The 18987-nt window shown below is 72.3% G+C and carries 12 protein-coding genes; 5 read left to right on the top strand and 7 right to left on the bottom strand.

From position 1 onward, the window contains the following. Positions 1-2: 2 nt before the first annotated feature. Positions 3-902 (bottom strand): sugar ABC transporter permease, encoded by a 900-nt coding sequence (locus tag AB0J87_RS40215; protein ID WP_350727704.1) that lies wholly within the window; start codon positions 900-902, stop codon positions 3-5. Beyond that, positions 899-2320, bottom strand: coding sequence for a sugar ABC transporter substrate-binding protein (locus AB0J87_RS40210; protein WP_363974732.1), 1422 nt, complete (start codon positions 2318-2320; stop codon positions 899-901). The genes AB0J87_RS40215 and AB0J87_RS40210 overlap by 4 nt, the downstream gene beginning before the upstream one ends. Before the next feature lie 270 nt (positions 2321-2590). On the opposite strand from AB0J87_RS40210, the gene AB0J87_RS40205 reads away from it, so the two are divergent. The 4 genes from AB0J87_RS40205 to AB0J87_RS40190 are packed head-to-tail and all read left to right on the top strand — an operon-like array spanning position 2591 to position 8292. Then, entirely contained in the window at positions 2591-4339 is a 1749-nt protein-coding gene (locus AB0J87_RS40205; protein ID WP_363974729.1) for a glycoside hydrolase family 97 catalytic domain-containing protein, read from the top strand. Beyond that, positions 4336-5496: a CBM35 domain-containing protein gene (locus AB0J87_RS40200; protein ID WP_363974726.1), complete on the top strand. Its 1161-nt coding sequence runs from the start codon at positions 4336-4338 to the stop codon at positions 5494-5496. The genes AB0J87_RS40205 and AB0J87_RS40200 overlap by 4 nt, the downstream gene beginning before the upstream one ends. After that, positions 5493-6710 (top strand): hypothetical protein, encoded by a 1218-nt coding sequence (locus AB0J87_RS40195; RefSeq protein WP_363974723.1) that lies wholly within the window; start codon positions 5493-5495, stop codon positions 6708-6710. Before AB0J87_RS40200 ends, AB0J87_RS40195 begins: the two co-directional genes overlap by 4 nt. Positions 6711-6717: 7 nt before the next feature. Further along, entirely contained in the window at positions 6718-8292 is a 1575-nt protein-coding gene (locus AB0J87_RS40190) for a hypothetical protein (RefSeq protein WP_363974720.1), read from the top strand. Between the two features lie 63 nt (positions 8293-8355). Here the strand turns inward: AB0J87_RS40190 and AB0J87_RS40185 are convergent, their stop codons facing one another. Together AB0J87_RS40185 and AB0J87_RS40180 are read right to left on the bottom strand one after the other, a co-directional pair. Then, a complete protein-coding gene (locus AB0J87_RS40185; RefSeq protein WP_363974717.1) occupies positions 8356-10104 on the bottom strand; it encodes a glycoside hydrolase family 36 protein in 1749 nt (582 codons plus the stop codon). Positions 10105-10127: 23 nt separating this feature from the next. Further along, entirely contained in the window at positions 10128-11384 is a 1257-nt protein-coding gene (locus tag AB0J87_RS40180; RefSeq protein WP_363974714.1) for an ROK family protein, read from the bottom strand. Positions 11385-11456: 72 nt separating this feature from the next. Between AB0J87_RS40180 and AB0J87_RS40175 the strand changes: the two genes are divergently transcribed. Next, positions 11457-13523 carry an alpha-galactosidase gene (locus AB0J87_RS40175; protein WP_363974711.1) on the top strand — a complete coding sequence of 689 codons (2067 nt, stop codon included), beginning with the start codon at positions 11457-11459 and terminating at the stop codon, positions 13521-13523. Positions 13524-13545: 22 nt separating this feature from the next. Here the strand turns inward: AB0J87_RS40175 and AB0J87_RS40170 are convergent, their stop codons facing one another. The 3 genes from AB0J87_RS40170 to AB0J87_RS40160 all read right to left on the bottom strand — a co-directional run bounded on the left by AB0J87_RS40170 (position 13546) and on the right by AB0J87_RS40160 (position 18987). Further along, positions 13546-14760 carry a wax ester/triacylglycerol synthase domain-containing protein gene (locus AB0J87_RS40170; RefSeq protein ID WP_363974708.1) on the bottom strand — a complete coding sequence of 405 codons (1215 nt, stop codon included), beginning with the start codon at positions 14758-14760 and terminating at the stop codon, positions 13546-13548. Between the two features lie 7 nt (positions 14761-14767). Next, positions 14768-15025 carry an acyl carrier protein gene (locus AB0J87_RS40165; RefSeq protein ID WP_350727714.1) on the bottom strand — a complete coding sequence of 86 codons (258 nt, stop codon included), beginning with the start codon at positions 15023-15025 and terminating at the stop codon, positions 14768-14770. 107 nt (positions 15026-15132) lie between these two features. Then, the gene (locus AB0J87_RS40160) at positions 15133-18987 is read right to left on the bottom strand and encodes an SDR family NAD(P)-dependent oxidoreductase (RefSeq protein WP_363974704.1); all 3855 of its coding nucleotides are present in this window, start codon (positions 18985-18987) and stop codon (positions 15133-15135) included.

The following is an 18987-nucleotide window of genomic DNA, read 5'->3' as shown; positions in this document are numbered from 1 at the left end:
CCTCACTTGAACTCGTAGTGCACCCAGCGCCTGGCCAGGCCGAACTGGATCGCGGTCACGGCGATGACCAGCACGAACATCGCCCACGACAGCGTGGCCGCGTACCCCATGTCGAAGTAGACGAACGCGTGCCGGTAGATGTAGAGCCCCAGCACCATCGTGGCGTTGCCGGGTCCGCCCTCGGTCATGACCAGGATGAGCACGTAGCTCTGCAGCGCCGCGATGAACCCGGTCACCACGTTGAAGAAGATGACCGGCGACATCATCGGCACGGTCACGCTCCAGAAGCGGCGCCACCACCCCGCCCCGTCGATCTCGGCGGCCTCGTAGAGCGTCTTCGGGATGCCCTGCAGCCCGGCCAGGTAGATGACGATCGTGTTGCCCGCGCCCCACACGCTCATCAGCACGAGCCCGGGGATGGCCCACTCCTGCGAGGCCAGCCAGCCCGGCCCCTCGATGCCGACCGACGCCAGCACCTTGTTGATCAGGCCGTAGTCGGGGTGCAGGATGTTCAGCCACAACAGCGCCGTGGCCAGGCCCGACACCACCGACGGCAGGTACATCACGGTGCGGAACAGCCCCTGGAAGCGCAGCGGCTGGTTGAGCAGCAGCGCCAGCAGGAACGTGAACGACACGCCGAGCGCCACCGAGCCGAGGCCGTACTGCACGGTGTTCTCGATCGACTCCCAGAACTCGGGGTCGTTGAGCATGCGCTCGTAGTTGGCGAGCCCCACCCACGTCGGCGGCTTCAGCAGGTTCCAGTCCATGAAGCTCAGCACGACGGCGCCGAGGATCGGGCCCGCGCTGAAGAGCACGAACCCGATCACCCACGGCGAGACGAACAGGTGGAAGCGCCGCGCCTCGCGGCGCGCCAGCGTGCTGCGGGCGCTGACGGCAGTCATGCGATCTTGTTCTCGGCCAGTACGGGCGTGACCTTGTCGGCGATCTCCTTCAGCGCGTCCTCCACGCTGACCTTGCCGAGCATCGCGCGCTCCCAGATGGGCTTGGCCGTGTCGACGACCTTCTTGTTGGCCGGCAGCCGCAGCACGCCGTCGTCGGAGGCGTAGTCGGCCAGGACCTCCTTGACCAGCTTCGCCGTCTCGTCGGGGATGCCGACCGCCTTGGCGTTGGCGTCCCAGGCGGACTGCCGGGCGGGCGCGGTGATCTGGCGGAACTTGTAGCCGGAGGACGACAGGAACTCGTGCATGTAGATCCAGGCGGCGTCCTTGTTCTGCGAGGAGGCCGTCATCACCAGCGCGCTGCCCACGGCCGGGGTGAAGCGGCCGGCCGGGCCCTTGGGGATGTGCGTGGCGCCCCACTTGAACGCCGTCTGCTTGGACAGCTCCAGCATCAGCCAGGCGCCGTTGATGAGCATGGCCGCATGACCGGTCTTGAACGGGTCCACCTTCTCCAGCAGCTGCAGCTCGGCCAGGCTGGGCACCGCCTTGTCCTTGACCAGCAGGTCCATCCAACGGCCCATGGCCTCCCTGGCCTTGGGCTCGTTGATCATCACCTTCGACTCGGCGGCGTCGAGGAAGCGGCCGCCGAACGGCATCAGGAAGACGGCGCCGAGGTCGGGACCCGGGGTCGGCATGGGGGAGAAGCCGTAGATCTTCTCCGCGCCCGACCCGCTGGTCATCTTCTTCGCCGTCTCGAAGAGCTTGTCGAACGTCCAGCTCTCGTCCGGGTGGTCGATCCCGGCCTTGTCGAACAGGTCCTTGTTGTAGAAGAGCAGCTTGGGCGCCATGTCGGTGGGCAGGCCGTACAGCTTGCCGTCGCGTTTGAAGTAGCCGAGCCCGCTCTGCGGGATGTCGTCCATGTCGAACTCGGGCGTCTTGGCGATGTACTCGTCCACCGGATGCAGCACCTGGTTGGAGATGAGGTTCTGCGTCCAGGAGTAGTGGTTGTAGAGCACGTCGGGCAGCGTGCCGCCGGCGGCCTGCGTCATGTACTTCGTCAGGAACTGGTCGAAGGGCGACGACTCGCGCTTGATCTCGATGTTCGGGTGGCGCTTCTTGAAGAAGAAGTCGAACTGGGCGTTGCGCACCTCGGTGACCGCGTCCGTGGTCATCGCCACCGTGATCGTCACCTTGGACGCCGGGTCGGCCACGTCCGTCTTCGGCCACGTCAGCGAGTTGTTGAGCTGCTCGGCCGCCTCGAACGGCCAGGCGTCGCTGCCCGGCCGGTTGGGGTCGATCAGCTGCGCCCCGGACTTGACCGGAGCCGCGGCCTGCTTCTGCTGCCTGGTGTCCGCGCAGGCGGACAGCACGGGCGCCGTCGCGGCCGCCACCGCCAGGGCCAGCATCTGGCGACGGTTCATCTCCATGGTGGGCCTCTCAAAGGAAGAGCTCGATAGAGGTCGGATGTATCAGCGCGTTGATGAGCTGGACCTGTGGCAGTCCGTGAGGCATGGCCGTACCGTAGACCCGGTAATTAACTTCGTCAAGAATTGAATTGAAAGCGCTTGCAACCTAGGCTCTAGCGCACTGTGAGGAGATCCTTACGCCTTGACCGGCGGCCGTGCCAGGTGTGGGGACGGCTGGTGAGCCGCGATCGACTCCTCCTATCTCTTCCTTTCCCTGGAGGGCACGTGCCAAGCTGGACGTTCAGTGACGAGGACCTGGAAGCGGGGCTGACCCTCTCCACCGAGGGCGTGCTCACGCTGGAGGTGCGCCACCGCGAGCGGACGGTGCTGGAGCCGTCCAGGCTGGGCATCAGGACCGCCCACGCCGACCTGAGCAAGGGGCTCACCCTGTCCGGGATGTCCGAGCGGCGGGTCGAGGAGACCTACCGGACGGTCACCGGCAAGCGGCGCGAGCACGGCTACGAGGCCGGCGAGTGGACGCTGTCGTTCACCAAGGACGGGCACCGGCTCGACGTGCAGGTCCGCGTCGGCGGGCACGGCGTGGCCTATCGGTACGTGGTGCCGTGGACGGGCCCGGTCACCGTCGTGGAGGAGGCCTCCGAGTACGTCCTGCCGCCCGAGGCCCGCGCGGTGCTGCTCCCGTACGAGAACGGCCGCTGCGACTACGAGGAGATCCACCGGCACGGCACCGTCGCCGACGCCGAGCCCATCCTGTACGGCTACCCCTCGCTCTTCGAGACCGGCGGCTCCTGGATGTTCGTGACCGAGTCGAACCTGGACAGCGGCTACGCCGGCTCCCGCCTGCTCCTCGACGGCAACACGTTCCGGCTCGACCTGCCCGACCCGTACGTGACCGCCGCCAGCCCGCTCACCACCCCCTGGCGCACGATGATCGTCGGCGACCTGGCCACGATCGTGGAGAGCGACCTGGTCACCAGCCTCGCGGAGCCGTCCAGGGTCGAGGACACCTCCTGGATCAAGCCCGGGGCGGCCGCCTGGTCGTGGTGGTCCGACGGGCCCTCGACGCGCGACCTCGACGCCCAGAAGCGCTGGACCGACTTCGCCGCCGCGAACGGCTGGCCGTACCTGCTGGCCGACGCGGGCTGGAACAAGGAATGGATGCCCGAGCTGATCGCCTACGCCAAGGAGAAGGGCGTCGGCGTCTGGCTCTGGTCGCACTGGCAGCACGTGGACACCGAGCTGGAGCACCGCGAGAAGCTCGCGCTCTGGAAGGAGTGGGGCGCGGTCGGCGTGAAGATCGACTTCACCGAGTCCGACGGCCAGGACCGGATGCGCTGGTTCGACGCCATCCTGGCCGCCACCGCCCGGCTCGAGCTCATGGTGGTCTTCCACGGCGGCACGATCCCGCGCGGCACCGAGCGGACGTGGCCGCAGTTCATGACCGCCGAAGCCGTCAAGGGCGCCGAGTGGATCAAGCCGAAGCCCGGCAAGCAGCCTCTCTACCAGCCCGCCCACTACCTGTCGCTGGCCTTCACCCGCAACGTGCAGGGCCCGATGGACTTCACGCCGTGCACGTTCACCGGCGTGCGCACGATCTCGGCCGGGTTCGAGCTCGCGCTGTCGGTGATCTTCGAGTCCGGCGTCCAGCACTTCGCCGACGGCATCGAGGCCTACGAAGCCCGGCCGGAGGCCCTGCGGCTGCTGTCGGCCGTCCCCACCGCGTGGGACGAGACGCGGCTGCTGTCCGGCGACCCCGCCGACCACATCCTGCTGGCCAGGAGGAACGGCGGCGAGTGGTACGTCGGCGCGGGCGTGTCGGGCGAGGCCCGCACGCTCACCGTGCCGCTCGACTTCCTCGACCAGGGGGAATGGGCGGCCGAGATCTACCGGGACGCCCCAGGCGACCGGATCCTCGCCGAGACGGTCACCGTCTCCGCCGGGGGCAAGCTCGACCTCGCCGTTCCCCCCAACGGCGGGTTCACGCTTCACCTCAGGAGAAATGAGGACCAATGAACAAGCGCATCGGCGGCGTCTTAGCCGCCCTGGTGGTCACCGCCGCCGCCGCACTGCCCGCCGCCGCTCCCGCCGCAGCGGCCGCCTGGACGCTGCGCTGGAGCCCGGATCCGGCGGACGACACCGTCGCAGAGGCGTTCGAGGGCATCGAGGACGACCGCGCCGACTCGCACTCCGGTGTCACGCACATCTACGTCTCCGGCGGCGCGTACCGCTTCGACATGCACACCCAGGACCGCGACGGCGACGACCGCCAGCGCAACGAGGTCAAGGGCATGCGGACCGGCGGCAGCTCGTACCTCAAGATCCTCGAGAACGAGACCTGGCGCATCAGCTACCAGCTGTACATCCCGACCTCGCTGGACGCGACCAGCAGCTTCACCCACATCGCGCAGATGAAGGTGCCCGGCTCCGGCGCGCCGCTCTACACGATGTCGCTGCCGATCTCGGGCGGCACCCCCAAGATCAACGTCCGCTACTGGGACGAGGCCGAGCAGACCCACGAGGTCGGCAACACCAACCTGGAGCCGATCCAGGGCAAGTGGGTGGACACGACGTTCGAGTTCAAGGCCTCCGACAGCGGCTACCTGCGCTGGACGCTCAAGGACGGCTCCACCACGCTCGTCGACAAGCGCCTGGACAACACCGACCTGTGGCGGGGCGACGACGAGTACCTGCGGCCCAAGTGGGGCATCTACCGCAGCATCAACAGCTCCGGCCTGCAGAACACCTACCTCCTGGTCCGCAACCTGCAGGCCTACCAGCTCACCGGCGGCGGCAGCACCGACCCGTCCGCGTACGAGGCCGAGCAGGGCTCCTTCAGCGGCACCGCCCGCACCGCGTCCTGCTCCGGCTGCTCGGGCGGCACCAAGGTCGGCTGGATCGGCGGCGGCTCCGGCAACGCGGTCACGCTGAACGTGCAGTCCTCCTCCGCCGGCGCCCGGCAGTTGACCGTGCACGGCCTGGTCAGCGGCACGCGCAGTTTCCAGGTCAGCGTGAACGGCGGCGCCGCCCAGACCGTCTCGCTGACCGGCACGGACTGGAGCACGCCCGTCTCCACGACGGTCCCGGTGCAGCTCGCCGCGGGCGCCAACAGCGTCCGCTTCTTCAACGACGGCGCCAGCGCGCCCGATCTCGACAGGGTGACGATTCAGTGAGAAGGCACCTGGTGGGAGCCCTGGCGGCGATGGCGCTGCTCCTGCAGACGGCCCCGGCCCACGCCGTCGCCATCGGGTCTCCCATCGGGGCTCCCCGATGGGAGACCCGGTGGAACCCCAGCCCGTGGCGCGACGGCGTCAACGCGTTCGAGGCGCTGGAGGACGACCGGCGCGGCTCCCATCCCGAGGGCCTGCCGCACGTGCGCGCCGAGAAGGGTGTGTGGCGGTTCGACGCGCACCTGGAGGACCGTGACGGCTCCGACCGCATGCGCAACGAGGTACGCGGCATGCGGGCGGCCGACGGCAGCCCGTTGGAGATCCGCAAGGACGAGACCTGGCGGATCACGTACCAGATGTACATTCCGGACACGCTGGACGCGACCACGAACTTCACCCACATCTGGCAGCTGAAGAACTCCGACGTCGGCACGCCGATCGCGCAGATCTCGCTGCCGGTCGTGAACGGCGTGCAGAAGATCGCGGCCCGCTACTGGACGCTGGAGGACAACAAGTCGCACGACTTCGCCACGGCCGACCTGGAGCCGATCCAGAACAAGTGGGTCACGACGACCATCGAGTTCAAGTCCGGCGACGCCGGATACATGCGGTGGGTGCTGCGTGACGGCCCGAAGAACGGCTCGCGGACGATCGTGGACCAGAAGGTCGAGAACATCGACCTGTGGTGGACGCAGGAGCAGTACAACCGGCCCAAGTGGGGCATCTACCGCAGCATCAAGAGCGCCGGGCTGCAGGAGACGTACCTGCTGGTCAAGGATCTGAAGGCGGAGCAGCTCGGGCCCGCGACGCCGCCGGTGAAGCTGCCGCCGCCGGACCGCGGCCCGGGGACGTACGAGGCCGAGCGGGCCGGCAACGTCTTCGAGGGCGCCGCCGAGCCCGCCTACTGCGCCGTCTGCTCCGGCGGGCGGAAGGTCATCCTCGTCGGCGGCAACGTCTACGACTACACCGTGGTCAGGGGCGTGCTGTCGGAGACCACCGGGACCCGGCAGCTGACCGTGCACGCGCTGGTGGACGGCTCCCAGTCGTTCTCGGTCAGCGTCAACGGCGGCGACGCGATCCAGGTGCCGATGACCGGCACCAAGGACACGGTGACCACCACGACGGTGCCGGTGGACCTGGTGGCCGGGGTCAACACGATCCGGTTCTTCGGACTCACCGCCCGCGGGCCCGAGCTCGACAAGATCGTCATCAGATAGGTGAACCATGGCACATGACCTCAGCAGGCGGGCCGTGCTCGCGGCGGGCGGCGCGCTGGCGCTGTCCGCCGCGGGAGGGGTCTCCGCGAGCGCTTCGACGATCTGGCAGTCCCGCCTGGTGCGTTACGACCGGCAGGGGCGGCTGGCGTACGAGCAGGACGCGGAGGGCAACCGCATCCCCGACTTCAGCCACGCCGGCTACCGCAACGGCGAGCGGCCGATCCCGCACGTGCCCGTCGTCAGGACGATCCGCCCGATCGAGGGCGACAACACCGCCCATATCCAGGCGGCGCTCGACGAGGTGGCCGCGCTGCCCCGCGCGCGGCGCGGCGCCCTGCTCCTGCTGCCCGGCCTCTATCCGGTGGCGGGCACCCTGTACGTACGCGCGAGCGGCACGGTCCTGCGCGGCTCCGGCGACGGCGAGGACCCGGCCGGCAACACGATCATCAAGGCCACCGGGAACAACCCGAAGGACCGCGACGTGATCGTGGCCGGCGGCGCGGCGGGCGGCGGCTGGACGGGGGAGGTGCCCGGCTCCCGCACCGACATCACCACCGACTTCGTGCAGGTGGGCGCGCGCGAGTTCGCGGTGGCCGACGCGGGCTCGCTGCGGCCCGGCGACAACATCGTGATCACCCATCCCTGCACCGAGGAGTGGCTGAAGGCCATCGACTACGGCGGCCACGATGTGGGACCGGCGTGGAAGGTGGGCGAGCACCCCCTCATCTACAACCGGTACGTACGCGAAGTTTCCGGAAATGTCGTGAAAATCGATGTCCCGGTCTTCAACCACCTCAACCGCGCACTGTCCCCGTCCTTCCTCTACAAGTGGGACCGGGCCGGGCTGGTCACCCAGGTGGGCGTGGAGCGGCTGCGCGTCGACATCGAGTACCAGGGGGACCCGGAGCAGGACGAGGACCACGCCTACAACGCGATCGTCCTGCTGCGCACCGAGGACTCGTGGGTGCGCGACTGCACGATGCTCCACTTCACCCAGGCCGGGGTCGCCACCCAGGAGACCACCCGCGCCACGGTCGAGAACTGCCGGGCCGTCGACCCGGTCAGCATCGTGACGGGGAGCAGGCGCTACAACTTCAACACCTACGTCTACTCGCAGCAGGTGCTCTTCCGCGACTGCTACGCGTACAAGGCCAGGCACGCGTTCGTCTCCAACGGCCACAGCACGGTGTCGGGCGTGGTGTTCCTGCGCGGCACCTCGGAGTACGCGCTCAACTCCAGCGAGGGCCACCGCCGGTGGTCGCAGGCTCTGCTGTTCGACGGCCACAAGGACGTCGACCCGCACTACGACTACACGCTCGGGCTGTACAACCGCGGCCGGTACGGCACCTCGCACGGGTGGTCGGCGGCCCACTCGGTGGCGTGGAACTGCGACGTTTCGACCAGCAGGCTCATCGTGCAGAAACCGCCGACCGCCCAGAACTACGCGATCGGCTGCCAGGGCACGATCACCGGCGACGGGCCGTTCGCGCAGCCGGCCGGGTACATCGAGGGCGCCAACCAGCCCGGCCTCCTGCCGCCCTCGCTCTACCAGGCCCAGCTGCTGGACCGGCTGCGCCGGTAACGCGGACCAGGCGCAGCCGCCGACTGTCCGGGCGCTGGGGCGGCTGCGCCTGCAACCTGACCGCTAGCGGGTCAGGCGGAGCAGGCCCCCCTCGGGGACGTTGACCTGGGCGATGCCCGGGCGCAGGGGCAGGTTGCCCTCGGTGACGGTGCGGCCGCGGCAGTCGAGGATCGTGGCGTGGGCCGTACCCGAGTCGGGCACCCGCAGCAGCACGTCGGTGGAGGCGTCGCCGTTGGCCAGCCAGAGCGTGCCGGTGGTGGGCGCGGCCACCGGCATCGGCGCGTACCGGGCCGTGATCACCGTGTCGCCCGAGCGGGCCGTGACCTGCGGGTAGCCCAGGTCGGGCCGCGCGGGCTCGAAGGAGCCGCGCTGCAGCACCTCGGCGTGCTCCCGGAAGAAGCCCAGCCAGAACCGCAGCACCTCGCGCTGCTCAGGCGTCTGCGCGGTCAGGTCCACCGAGACCTGCGGCACCGAGAAGAGCACGTTGGCGAGCTGAGTGGCGACGTGCTCGGGCCGCTCGTCCGGGTGCCACATCAGCATGTCGGCGTGCACGGCCAGGGGTCCCGCGATCAGCCGCAGGTCCACCGTGCGCTGCCGGTTGTGCGCCGGGCTGAGCGGGCAGTCGGAGGCGCGCACCATCGTGGCGTACGGCCACAGGCCCGGGCTCACGTACGGCTGCCGCAGCTCGACCAGGCAGTCACGCGGCAGCTGCGCCAGGAGCCGGCGCACGCCCTCGTTCACCGTCCGGCAGTCGGCCTCGGGGCCGGGCTCGGGCGGGTCCTCCACGGCGAACTGGTCGATGAAGTCGATCTTGAGGCCGTCCATGCCCCACTCCGTGACCGCCCGGGTGAGGTGGCCGGCGATCAGGTCGCGGACGCGCGGGTAGCGGGGGTCGACGACGGCGGCGTTCATGTGCTCCTTGTACGCCAGCGTGTACCCCCGCACCTGCTCCCAGAGCGCCGTGTGGCGGCCGACGAACGGCAGGGCGTACCAGAGCAGGTAGGCCAGTCCCTCACCCCGCACCTTGGCCACGTGTCCCGAAATATCGGGGAATGTGGTGGGGGACGGCTCCCACTCGCCGACATAGCCGTACCCGCGCCCCCGGTCGTCGCTGTGCCAGCCGTCGTCCACGATGATCGCCTCGCAGCCCAGCTCGGCCGCCGGCCCCGCCTGCCGCTCCACGCTCTCGGCGCTGACGTGCTGCTGCATGGCGTACCAGGTCGAGTACGCGGGCATCCGCGCCGCCCGCGGCACGTCGGCGACCGGTCCGTGCAGCGCGCGCCACCAGTCCGCCACCTCCGCCAGCGTGGTCGCGAAGTGCCGCCGGGTGAGGTCGAGCCGCAGCACGAGCCCCGTGTCCGGCTCGGCCTCGTGCTCCACCCAGAACCCGAACTCGCCGGTCTCCTCCACCACCCCGGTACGCGTCCGCACGGGCCTGACCACCTCGCCCGCGGCGTAGGCGCACAGCGCCACGTCACCGGCGCCCACCAGGCAGCCGACGGGCGCGTTCTTCTCCAGCGCCGCCACGCGGGGACGGCGCCAGAACGGCGGCAGCCCCCGATGCTCGCCGCCGTCGGCGGCCCAGAACGCGGTCGCGTCCACGCACGGCACCCGCCAGGCCACCCGCACGTCCGCGGTCCGGTCGGGGACGACGCGCAGCTCCAGGACGCCCGGGGACGGCTCGGCGGCCGTGCAGGTGAGCACGGCCGCCGCCGAGCACTCGAACGCGAGCCCCGCGGCCTCGATCCGCACCTCCTCCGGCTGCTCGAACGCTCGATCGTGCGGCTGCCAAATGCCGGGCGCTGCGGTCACTCAATCTCTCCCTGCTCATGGCCTCACTTCGTGAGGCGTCTCGGTCGCTGAGGTCCGCTGCCTTCCCTCGTCGCTCCGGTCGCTTCGCTCCCTGCGCTCCTCAGTCCAGGCAGCGGCGCTCCCTCGAGCGCGAAGTGCTGCTGGATGGCGACCGCGGCGGCGCCGCGGGCCCACTGCTCGAACGATCGCGGGCGCAGCAGCAGGCGGCAGTCGGCGGCCGCGCCGAACGCCTGGGCCGCGAACGACCGGTTGAGCTGCTCCTCGAACAGCCCGTACGAGGCCAGCCCCGGCACGTCTCCGGTCACGATGATCCGCTCCGGCCCGAACAGGTTGGCCATCGCGGCCATGGCCAGCCCGATGGCGTGCCCCGCGCGGGCGAACACCTCGCGCACCGCCGGATCGCCCGCGTGGGCGGCGTCGATGGCCGCGTCCACGGTCAGCGACGCGTCGCCGGACGCCGCGCGCGCGGCCGCCAGCAGGGGCGCCGTGCCGGCGATGGCCTCGACGCAGCCGCGCCCGCCGCAGTGGCACTCGGGCTCGTCACCCCCGACGGGGATGTGGCCGATCTCCCCGGCCACCCCGTGCGCGCCGGCCACCACCCGGTCGTTGACCACCAGCCCGCACCCTATCCCCACCCCCACCGTGACCAGGGCGAACGACGACGTGCCCACCCCGTCGCCGAACCACTGCTCGGCCACGGTGAGCGACTTGACGTCGTTGTCGATCGTGACGACCAGGCCCGTGGCCTCGGCGGCCAGCCGCGCCAGCGGCACCTGGTGCCACTGCAGGAAAGGGGAGTAGCGCACCACCCCGTGGGCCTTGTCGACGTCGCCCGACACGGCCAGGCCCAGCGCGTGGCAGCGCTCGCCGTAGGCCGGGTCGGTGGCCAGCAACTCGGCGACCAGCTCGGCCAGCGCCGAGACCACCCCTTCGGCCGACGTCGTGGCCAGCGGGCGGTGCGCCGAGACCAGCGGCTGCGCGCGCAGGTCGGTGACCACGCCGATGAGCTCCTCGTGAGTGATCTTCACCCCGCAGAAGAACTCCCGCTCCGGCCTGATGGAGAGCGGGCTGGCCGGGCGGCCCGCACCCGGCGCCGTACGCTCGGTGGCCTCCAGCTCCTCCAGGTAGCCCGCCTCGATGAACGGCCGGGCGGCCTTGGTGACGGCGGCGGACGACAGCCCGCTCCGCTTGGCGATCTCCACCCGGGAGACCGGCCCCTGCGTCAGCACCATGGTGAACACGGTCGCCGCCGCGGGGGTCGAGGTGAGCCGAGGGTGCATGAGTGCGATAGTAGCAGTAATTAACTTCGTCAAGAATTGAATTCGAGCGGGGTCGTGCCTAGGCTCCGGGGCATGCGATCGGTGACTTTCGACGCCTCCAGCCGCAGGTGGCTGCTGCGTACCCCGGGCACGAGCTACGTCGTGGCCCTCGCGGACGACGACGCCCCCCGCTGCCTGCACTGGGGCCCCGCGCTGACCGCCGAGCAGGCCGCCAGCCTCCCCGGCCCGGCCGCGTCCGGGGCCAGCAGCTTCGACAGCACGGCGGGCGAGGAGGAGCTGGTCTCCGAGGTGGGGGCGCGGTTCGAGACGCCGTCGCTGCAGGTGGTCCTCCCGGGCGGCGACCGGGGGATCGAGTGGCGGCACGACGGCCATGACATTGACGGGGGCCACCTGACGCTGCGCTTCTCCGACCGCCGCCATCCGCTCCTGGTCGAGCTGCACTATCGGGTGCACGAGGACAGCGACGTGATCGAGCGCTGGACCGTGCTGCGGCCGCGGGTGCCGGTGACCGTGCTGCGGTGCGACTCGGCGGCCTGGAGCGTTCCGGCGCTGGAGGGCTACCGGCTCAGCCACGTCACGGGCGGCTGGAGCTCGGAGCATGCGCTGGGCCGTACCGAGCTGGCCGTGGGGGAGACGACGCTGACCAGCAGGCGCGGGGTGACCAGCCACCACGCGAACCCCTGGCTCATGATCGACGGCGGCGACGCGGGCGAGCGGCACGGCGAGGTGTGGAGCTGCGCGCTGGCCTGGAGCGGGAGCTGGCGCGTCACGCTCACCCGCACGCCCTCCGGGCGGGCGAGCTGGACCGGCGGGTTCGGCCACGAGGGCCTCACCTGGCGGCTGGAGCCGGGCGAGGAGTGGGTGACGCCGGTGTTCGCCGGCGTGTACGCGCCCGACGGGTACGGCGAGGCCAGCCGGCGCTGGCACGACCACATCGCCAGGCACGTGCTGCCCCGGCCGGACGAGCCGCGCCCGGTCGTCTACAACGCCTGGGAGGCCGTCGGGTTCGACGTGAACGAGGCCAACCAGCGCGACCTCGCGCGGCTGGCCGCCCGGGCGGGCGCGGAGCTGTTCGTGATGGACGACGCGTGGTTCGGCGGGCGCACCGGCGACAGCGCGGGGCTCGGCGACTGGTGGGTCAACGAGGAGCGCTTCCCCGACGGGCTGAGCCCGCTCATCGACGAGGTGCACCGGCTCGGCATGCGCTTCGGCCTGTGGGTCGAGCCCGAGATGGTCAACCCCGACAGCGACCTCTACCGCGCCAACCCCGACTGGGTCCTGCACATGCCGGGCCGCTCCCGCACCCTGCTGCGCAACCAGCTCGTGCTGAACTTCGCCCGGCCCGACGTCGCCGACTGGGCGCACAAATGGCTGCACAAGCTGGTCTCCGAGCACGCCGTCGACTTCCTGAAGTGGGACTTCAACCGCGCCTTCACCGAGGCGGGCCGGCCCGGCGACCCAGACCAGGACCGGCTCTGGATCGACCACGTCAGGGCCGTCTACTCGATCATGGACCGGCTCCGCGCCGACCACCCGCACCTGCGCATCGAGGCGTGCGCGGGCGGCGGCGGCCGTACCGACCTGGGCATCCTGGCCCGCACCGACCAGGTGTGGACCTCCGACAACACCGACGCCCACGACCGCATCGCGATCCAGCGCGGATTCAGCCAGGTGTACCCGGCCCGGGCCATGGCCGCCTGGGTCACCGACAGCCCGAACCCGCTCACCGGGCGGGTCGTCCCGCTCCGCTTCCGCTTCCACGTGGCCATGGCCGGGGCGCTCGGGCTCGGCGGCGACCTCGCCCGCTGGAGCGAGGCCGAGCTGTCCGAGGCGGCCGAGCTGGTGGCCGTCTACAAGGACATCCGGCCCGTCGTGCAGTTCGGGCGGTTGTGGCGGCTTCCGTACGGGGTGCAGTACGTGCACGGGGACCGGGTGGTGGTGCTCGCCTGGCACGGGCCCGTCGCGTTCGGCACGCCGATCGCCCCGCTCCGCCTGGCCGGGCTCGACCCGGACGGCCGCTACCGGGACGAGGACACCGGCGCGGTGCACCACGGCGCGGTACTGATGTCCCGCGGCCTGCCGCCGCTGACGCCTGGGGGCGGTTACACCAGCGCCCTCCTGCGCCTGCGCGCCTGCTGACCCGTCGGATCACTGGGCCGGATCACTGGGCGACTTCCCGCCGCAGCTCCTCGAGGGCCTCCTCCATCAGGTGCGGGAGCCGGTCGCCGTGCGCGAGCGCGGCGGACAGGACGCAGGAGACGACCACGGTCGTGTCGCTGTAGACCATCGACACGGCCCCTCCGCCGGTGTCGTACGTGGGCGGGACGGTGAAGCAGCCGTCCAGGGGCAGGTTCACCCCGATGACGCTCACCGTCATCCGGCCCGGGAACGCCTTCGGCACGAGCCACCTGAGCAGCCGGAACACCACCGCCGGGGCCCTGACGGGATAGCGGTCGCGCCGGTAGACGGCCATCCGCTCGAAGCTCGTCTGCTCCATGACCCCGCGCAGCCGCTCGCGCGCCGCGGGCTCGGCGCAGGGCAGGTCGACCGGCATGGTGGTCGCGCCGTTGCCCAGGCCACCGTCGCGCAGGCGGCCGTTCAGGTTGAGCGGGAAGGAGACGGTCGTGCCCCGGCGGCCCGCCTTCCGCCAGTGGGCCGGGTTCCAGGCTCGCAGGGCGCCGGCCAGCACGGCCAGGCCGACCTGCGGGACGCTCGCGCCGGTCGCGGCGGCGATCTCGCGGAAGGCGGCGAGGTCGAGTCGCAGGAAGAACGTCCGCGCGCCCGACCTGCCGGTCCTGCCCGGGGGCGGTCTGAGCCGCGCCGACGGGGCCGCCAGCCGGGCCGCCGTGGCGAGCAGCCGCATCCGGGCCCTGGCCGGCGCCCGCACCGCCACGTTCGGATCGGGCGCCGGGACGGTCCTGCCCAGCAGCACGGCCCGCGTCGCGATCCGGGCCGCCCCCACGCCGTCCTGGAAGGCGTGGTGCACGCGGTAGCACAGGATGTGCTCGTCCGCGGCGTACCCGTGCACGACCATCAGGCTCCACAGCGGGTGCTCGGGCAGCAGCCGGTTCTCCCTGACGGCGTCCACCACGGCCGCGCCCACGTCACGGCCCGGCGCCACCCGGTACTCCACGACGTGGCAGGCCGGGTCGAAGGCGGGATCCGGCTCCCACCCCTCGCGGGCCAGCCGGTAGGTCAGGACCGGCGCCCGCGCGGCCGCCTCGGCGACCCGCCGCCGCAACTCCCAGGAGTCGGGGGCCGGGCCGGGCATCCGCGCCGCGAGGGCGATGTGCAGCCGGTGGTCTCGGGCCGAGCCGACCTCGCCGAGAAAGAGCCGGTCCGACCCGGTCAGCGGTACGGTCCCAGCAGCTCGCATGACCGGGCTAACCGGCCGTTCGCCGCGCGAGGTACGAACGGTGCGCCAGCCGGGCGACGTCGCCGACCGTCATCTCCATCGTGAAGTCGGAGGGGTCGATGTCCAGCCCGTGGCCGCCCAGCGCCGCCCGCAGTTCGAGCACGCTCATGCTGTCGGACTCGAGATCGTCCACGAACGTCGTCTGCGGGGTGACGGCCGCCGGGTCGACGACGTAGATCTCGGCGCAGTACTGGCGTACGAGCCGCAGGATGTCTTCCTCGGACAAGAGTCCTCGCCTCTCCGTCGGGGGTCTGTCGGGGGTCCCAGCATGTCGCCGCGCGGGAGGCCGGGGCGGCGCCGGAGTCCTCGTGTCCGGTCAAGAACGGCCCTGGACTAGTCGATCAGCGGGCGGAGCCGGGTCGCGACGTCCGCTCCGGCCTTGAGGGCGGCCCGGCAGCGGGCCCAGTCGTAGCGGGACACGGCGCCGGCCTCGACGCCTGCCGCGATGAGGCCCTCGGCCGCCGTCAGCGCCTCCCCGGACGTCATGGGCAGGAAGCCGTTGCGGCCGAACACCTCCGCGATGCCGTGGCGGGCGACGAACCCGGCGTCGCCGATCGTGCCCCACGCGGTGGCGTGCCCGGGCAGGCCACGGGCGCGCCGCCGCCGGGCCAGGGCGTCGAGGAAGACGTTGGCGGCCGCGTACGCGGACTGGCGCGTGCCTCCGTACGTGCCGCTGACCGAGGAGAACAGCCAGAACAGGTCCAGCTCCCGCCCCTCGGTGAGCCGTTCCAGCACCAGGGCGCCGGCCATCTTGCAGCCCAGCACGCGGGCCAGCCGCGCGGGCTCCAGGCGCAGCAGGTCGCCCGAGTCCGGCTCCATCGCGGCGTGCACCACGCCGCGCAGGGGCTGCTCCCCGGCGTCGATCTCCTTGAGCACCGACGCCATCGCGGCCAGGTCGGTGACGTCGGCGGCGTGGACGGACGCCCGCGCGCCCCGCGACCGGAGCCCGGCCACCGTGGCGGCCGCCTCCGGCGCGTCGCCGCCTCGGCGCGAGACCAGCGCGAAGTGCCGGGCGCCCCGCTCCGCCAGCCGGTACGCGGCCGCGGCCCCGAACCCGCCCACGCCACCCACCACGAGGTACGTGCCTCCGGGATCAGGCCTGAGCCGTCCGGGCCGCGTCCTGACCGGGACCGGGCCGTCCAGGGGGTCGAAGGAGAGCACGACCGCGCCGAGGTGCCGGTCGTGCCGCATGGACGCGACCGCCTCCCGGACCCGGGCGGCGGGATAGAGGGTGTGCGGGAGCGGGCGGTGAACACCCGCGTGGACGCGCTCCATGACCTCACGGAACACCTCGGGCTCGACCGCCTGCCCCGGCTCGCCGTCCCCGGGGTGCGTTGCGTCGAGCACCTCCGGCGCGCCGTCCCCGGGGTGCGGGCTGTCGGGCGTCTTGGGCGCGCCGTTCCCGGGGTGCGGGCCGTCGAGCGCCTCCGGCACGCCAAGGCCGTGCAGGAGCTCGCGTTGGGCCGCCGTCCTCGCGGTGGCGGCGATCGGTGTCCCCCGGTGCCACGCGTCCTGCAGCGCCGCCAGCCCGAGCGCCGTGGCGCCGCCGCGTGCCTCGTGGCGGGCGAGGGCGATGAACGGGATCGGCAGGGTGGCGGCCTCGGCGAAGCTCATGCCGTCGGGGATCGCGCCGACGAGCCGGGCGTCGGCGAGCAGGTGGGAGGCCGGCACGCCCGCCGCCACCCCGACCACCCGCCGACCGGCCCCGACATCACGCACACCCGTCCCGACCGCCCTGACCACCCCGGCGAACGACCACCCGGGCTCGCTGACGTCCCTGGCGTCCCGAGGACTCCCGTCTCCGGGATCCCCGTTTCCAGGGCGCGTGTCTCCGGGACCCGTGTCTCCGGGACCCGTGTCTCCGGGACCCGCGTCTCCAGGGCTTCCGGCGCTCCCGTCCCAAGGGTTACCGGCGCCCCCGGCCTCCCGGGCATCACCGGCATCCCAAGCAGCCCGGGCATCAACGGAGGGCGGGAGCGGGCGATCGGGCAGGCCCACGGCCCGGACCTCGACGGTGACCGTGCCGGGGCCGGGTGGTGGTGGAGGGTCGGCCTCCGTCCAGGCGGGCTCTCCGCGCCGGCCCGACCGGCCGAGGTCCAGGACGTAGTGCCGCACCCGGTCGCCGACCCCCTCGTACGGCACCTCCCGGGCGACGAAGCGGCCACCCGGGGTCAACGCGACCTCGCTCTCCCCGGAGGCGGCCAGCAGCTCGCGGGCCAGCCGGCGGGCGTCCACGGCGACCGTCCCCTCGCGGTGCAGGCTGATCCTGGGCAGGCGCAGGCCGGGCCGGTCGTTGGCGATGGCGCGGGCGGCTCCCCAGATCGCCGCGTCGGCGGGCACGAGAGGCAGCTCCGGAGCGGGCAACGCGCCGCTGGGCCGCGTCACCACGTACAGGGTGCGCTCGACGGCCGGTGGCAGCCCGTCGCACGCGGTCACGACGGCCCGCAGCACCCCCATCCGCGCGACGGCCTGCTCCACCCTCAGACGCGGCTCGTCGTCGGTGCCGGCGCATTCACCATGCTCGGCCAGCACGAACACGACGCACACCCGCCCGCTCCCCGACCCACCACCGCACACCCGCCCGCTCTCCGGCCCGCCGCTGCCGCCGCACACCCGCCCGCTCTCCGGCCCGCCGCTGCCGCCGCACACCCACCCGCTCTCCGGCCCGCTCGATGGCCCGCTGCCGCACACCCACTCGCGCCAGCGAGCCGGATCCCCATCCGCGAGCACCGCCACGGCCTCACCGTCCGCCGCCCCAGCCGGGGCCGACGCCGCCACGGCCTGGTCGCTCGTCGCCTCGCCCTCGATGCCGGAGGTCAGCAACCGGGCGACCGCGTCGGCGAGCGGCAGCTCGGAGTCCGTCTCCGCGGCGACGACCCATCGGGTGTCGCCGGCAGCCGCGGGCAGCAGCCGCAGCCGGGCTTCGGTAGCAGACGTGAGAAGCGGCGGGTGCCCCGTTTCGGTGGTAGGCGGGGGAAGCGGCGGGTGCCCAGCTTCGGTGGCAGGCGCGGGCAACGGTTGTCGCCGAGCCTCGGTACTCGGGGGGTGGGAGGCCAGCATGACGGAGAAGCCGTCCCGGGCAGGCGGCCGGTCGTCGCCGGTCTGCACCACCTGGGCGAACCCGCACTCGCGCAACAGCGACGGCCACCGGTCGCGGGACAGCAGCAGGCCGTGCGGGCGCAGGTCGCGGTCGTCGACCTGCCAGAAGCTCTCCAGCAGGCCGAAGGTGCCGATCAGCAGACGCGGATCGTGGGTCTCGACGGCCAGCAGGTGACCGCCGGGAGCGAGCAGGCGCCCGATCCGGCGCAGGGCCCGGGCCAGGTCCCGCGCGGTGTGCAGGGCGTTGGCGGCGACCACCACGTCATAGCCGCCCGCCGCGAAGCCCTGGGCAGCGGGGTCGGCGTTCAGGTCGAGCTGCCGGTAGTCGAGGAAGTCGTGGGCGGCGAAGCGGCGGCGGGCCGCGGTGCAGAAGAACGGCCAGACGTCGGTGAAGGTGTAGCGGGTGCGATCGGACGGCAGGCGCGGCAGGAGCGCCGCCGTCATGCCGCCCGTGCCGGCGCCGACCTCCAGCACCCGGAGCGGCCGGTCCGGCAGCCAGGCGGCCACGATCTCGTCGAGCAGCGCGCCGGCCACCTGGTTGGCGAAGCGGCAGAGCGGGGCGATGTCGTAGAGCTGGCGGGTCAGCTCGCCGCCGCCGTCGCGGCTCAGCAGCTCCAGCGGGTCCCGTTCGCCGCGCAGGACCGCCGGCAGGTGGTGGTACATGCGGCTGTTCAGCGCGACCTCCGTGACGAAGGCCGGGTGTCGCAGCAGCAGGCTCCGGGTCAGCTCGTACGGCCTGGCCGGACCGGTCAGCCGCCACCGGCCGTCCGGCCCGGGCTCCGCGAGCCCGTGCTCCCGCAGCAGATCGAGGACGACGGCGCCCAGGCGGCCGGGGCGGGCCAGCTCGTCGAGGGCGGTCGCGAACCGGTGGAGCTGGGCCTGCCACGCCTCCGGGAGGAACCGTTCGTAGCGGAGCTCGCGCCACGCCTCGCGCAGCCGCTCGATCCGCTCGCCCGCGCGGGCCACGATCACCTCGGGATCGGGCTGGGCCACGACAACCCAAGGATCGGGCGGCGGCTGGTCCGGCCCGTGCGAGGCGGCGCGGAGCCGGGCGTGGTGCAGGGTGATCGGCGGGCGGGCCTCAGGCAT

It is taken from the genome of Nonomuraea sp. NPDC049625, from assembly GCF_040675285.1.
GTDB lineage: Bacteria > Actinomycetota > Actinomycetes > Streptosporangiales > Streptosporangiaceae > Nonomuraea > Nonomuraea angiospora_A.
This window is presented reverse-complemented; position numbering and strand designations above follow the sequence as displayed.

Coding starts and splice junctions, on each gene's coding strand:
- AB0J87_RS40215 (WP_350727704.1), bottom strand. CDS start 902: ATGACTGCCGTCAGCGCCCGCAGCACGCTGGCGCGCCGCGAGGCGCGG.
- AB0J87_RS40210 (WP_363974732.1), bottom strand. CDS start 2,320: ATGAACCGTCGCCAGATGCTGGCCCTGGCGGTGGCGGCCGCGACGGCG.
- AB0J87_RS40200 (WP_363974726.1), top strand. CDS start 4,336: ATGAACAAGCGCATCGGCGGCGTCTTAGCCGCCCTGGTGGTCACCGCC.
- AB0J87_RS40190 (WP_363974720.1), top strand. CDS start 6,718: ATGGCACATGACCTCAGCAGGCGGGCCGTGCTCGCGGCGGGCGGCGCG.
- AB0J87_RS40180 (WP_363974714.1), bottom strand. CDS start 11,384: ATGCACCCTCGGCTCACCTCGACCCCCGCGGCGGCGACCGTGTTCACC.
- AB0J87_RS40175 (WP_363974711.1), top strand. CDS start 11,457: ATGCGATCGGTGACTTTCGACGCCTCCAGCCGCAGGTGGCTGCTGCGT.
- AB0J87_RS40170 (WP_363974708.1), bottom strand. CDS start 14,760: ATGCGAGCTGCTGGGACCGTACCGCTGACCGGGTCGGACCGGCTCTTT.
- AB0J87_RS40160 (WP_363974704.1), bottom strand. CDS start 18,987: ATGCCTGAGGCCCGCCCGCCGATCACCCTGCACCACGCCCGGCTCCGC.